The sequence below is a fragment of the Gemmatimonas sp. genome (assembly GCF_041689975.1).
In the GTDB taxonomy this organism is placed as follows: Bacteria; Gemmatimonadota; Gemmatimonadetes; order Gemmatimonadales; family Gemmatimonadaceae; genus Gemmatimonas.
The window spans coordinates 1-2496 of sequence record NZ_JBDNFF010000346.1 but is presented as its reverse complement, the minus strand read 5'-3'; the positions used below and the strand labels follow the sequence as shown (position 1 = coordinate 2496).

Here is a 2496-nt window from a genome sequence, read left to right as displayed (position 1 = left end):
GGGTTTCGGCAGCACGGTGGCGACCACCTGAGCGAACGATGGAGCAGCGGTCGGCGCGGCAGCGGTCGAGGCGGCGGTTGAGGCGGCGGGTGCGCCATCGAGTCCGCCGCGCACCGGATCTCTGACCACGATCTTGAAGATCGGCGCGAGCAGCACGCCAGCCCCGCCCACCATGAAGAACGCCACGCGCCAGCTGATCGAGGCGGCGATCAGGCCGCCGAAGAGAATCCCGAGTGCCGATCCCAACGGAATACCGAACGAGTAGACCGCGAGCGCGCGGGCTCGCTGTGTCGGTGGGAAGTAGTCGCTCACGAGGGAGTACGACGGTGCCACACCACCGGCTTCGCCGAAGCCCACGCCCACCCGTGCCAGGAAGAGCGACCAGAAGCCCGTCGCGAGGCCGCAGGCCATCGTGAACGCGCTCCAGAGGCCCAGTGCCGCCGTGATGATCCAGGTGCGACTGGCGCGGTCGGCGAACCAGGCGATCGGCACTGCCACCGTCGAGTAGAGCAGCGCGAACGCGAGCCCGCCCATAAGCCCCAGCTGGGAGTCGGTGAGCCCGAGCTCCTGCTTGATCGGCTCCTTGAGGATGCCTAGGATCTGCCGGTCGAGAAAGTTGAACGTGTACGCGAGCAGCAGCATCGCCAGCACCACATAACGATAGCGCGAGCCCTGCTCGATGGGGTTATCCTGAGCGGTCGAGGGCGGGTGCGACGAAGACGTCGACGACGACGAAGTGGACTTGCCAGGAATGCGCATGGTCGAGCAACATTGGCACGGCGGCGTCAATTGTGCCAATTCGCGTGCGGAATCGGAACAGGTACGAACGCTTCGATCGTTTCCTCTCTGGCACCAGGGCGGCACGCCGCGCCCGCATGACGCGCGATCACGACAAACGGGGGCGGAGCATGACGGACGGCCTGTTCACGGAGACATGGGCTACCGCACTTGGCGAGGCGCTGCAACGCAGCGACAGTTATCGCGTGGCGGCAAAAGGGTGGGAAGGGTCGATAATCCTCGAGTGGAATGATGCCCCGATCTCGTCCATGTCGGGCGGCGCGATGGGGTGTGGCGTGTTTCTCGACTTGCACCACGGCGAGTGTCGGGCCGCGCGCATGGCGACGGTGCAGGACTACACGACCGCGACGTTTGTCCTGTCCACGGACCTCACCGTTTGGAACGGGTTGCTCACCGCGCACATCACGCCGACGATGGCACTGCTTCGCGGCAAGCTGAAGCTCAAGCAGGGATCGATCGGTGCGTTGATGCCGCATGTGGGCGCCGCGTCGGAACTGGTGCGCGTGGCGCAGACGGTCAGTCGTGCGCCGGCGACACCGACCCCAGCGTTCGCCCACGTGATCACTCCCGCCCCACCGACGGCGGCGTCCACCGCTCCAGCGTCGAGCCCCCGCGCGTCGTCGCGCACGTTGCAGAGCACGAGCGCGACCGGATTGCGCTACGATCTGTTCCCCATGAAACTCTGGGAAAAGGCGAAACGACTCGGTACGTGGAATCCGTCGGATATCGATTTCACACAAGACCGTGCGGATTGGCTCACGTTGGCACCCGATGAGCAGGATATGCTGCTCAGACTGACGTCGCTGTTTCAGGCGGGGGAAGAGTGCGTGACGCTCGATATTCTGCCGCTCCTCGATGTGATTTCGCAGGAGGGACGCCTCGAAGAGCAGCTCTATCTCACGAGCTTCTTGTGGGAAGAGGCGAAGCATGTCGAAGCATTCCGGCGATTCTTCGATCAGGTCGCGGAAGAGCACTCCGACCTGACGCGCTTTCACTCGCCGAGCTACCACACGATTTTTGCGGAGGAATTGCCCGCCGCGATGGGGAGATTGCGCACCGACGCGTCACCGATCGCCCAGGCGCGCGCCTCGGCCACGTACAACATGATCGTGGAAGGTGTGCTCGCCGAAACCGGATACCACACGTATCATCGCGTGCTCACCACGCGCGGTCTCATGCCGGGCATGCAACGCGTGGCGGCCTTGCTCAAGGCCGATGAATCCCGTCATCTCGCGTACGGCATCTTTCTGTTGTCGCGGTTGGTTGCCGAACACGGAGACAGCGTCTGGGATGCGATCACAGCGAGGATGGAGGAGCTACTGCCGTCGGCCATTGCCATCATCAGCGAAGCATTCTCGGCGTATCCGCCGGACCGCATTCCCTTCGGACTGCACCCCGAGACGTTCGTGACGTTCGCGACCGGGCAATTCCAACGACGGATGGAGCGCATCGAACGGGCGCGGCATCAATCCATCGCGCAGATCAACGCGCTGGAGGCGCTGGAGAACGCCACGTGACAACGACAACGGCCCCCGAAAACTCGGGGGCCGCGTCACGTATGCTGCTAGGAATCTGCTCTGCACCAACCAGAGCCACAGATCGGGATTGAACCGATGACCGCCCGATTACGAATCGGGTGCTCTACCACTGAGCTACTGTGGCGTTCGATCTCACGGTGAGGTGCCGTGTCCTGCTATC

2 protein-coding genes and 1 tRNA gene are annotated in these 2496 nt (G+C 63.9%); 1 reads left to right on the top strand and 2 read right to left on the bottom strand.

The window, feature by feature from the left end; genetic code table 11:
- A partial coding sequence (locus ACESNG_RS20555; protein ID WP_373070611.1) for an MFS transporter occupies nucleotides 1–642 on the bottom strand: 642 nt, incomplete at its 3' end.
- Nucleotides 643–875: 233 nt separating this feature from the next.
- On the opposite strand from ACESNG_RS20555, the gene ACESNG_RS20550 reads away from it, so the two are divergent.
- Nucleotides 876–2315, top strand: a complete 1440-nt coding sequence (locus ACESNG_RS20550) for a R2-like ligand-binding oxidase (RefSeq protein ID WP_373070609.1) — start codon at nucleotides 876–878, stop codon at nucleotides 2313–2315.
- A 73-nt stretch (nucleotides 2316–2388) separates the two neighbouring features.
- Here ACESNG_RS20550 and ACESNG_RS20545 read toward each other — a convergent pair.
- A tRNA-Thr gene (locus tag ACESNG_RS20545) sits at nucleotides 2389–2460 on the bottom strand.
- Nucleotides 2461–2496 lie beyond the last annotated feature (36 nt).

Coding starts and splice junctions, on each gene's coding strand:
- ACESNG_RS20550 (WP_373070609.1), top strand. CDS start 876: ATGACGCGCGATCACGACAAACGGGGGCGGAGCATGACGGACGGCCTG.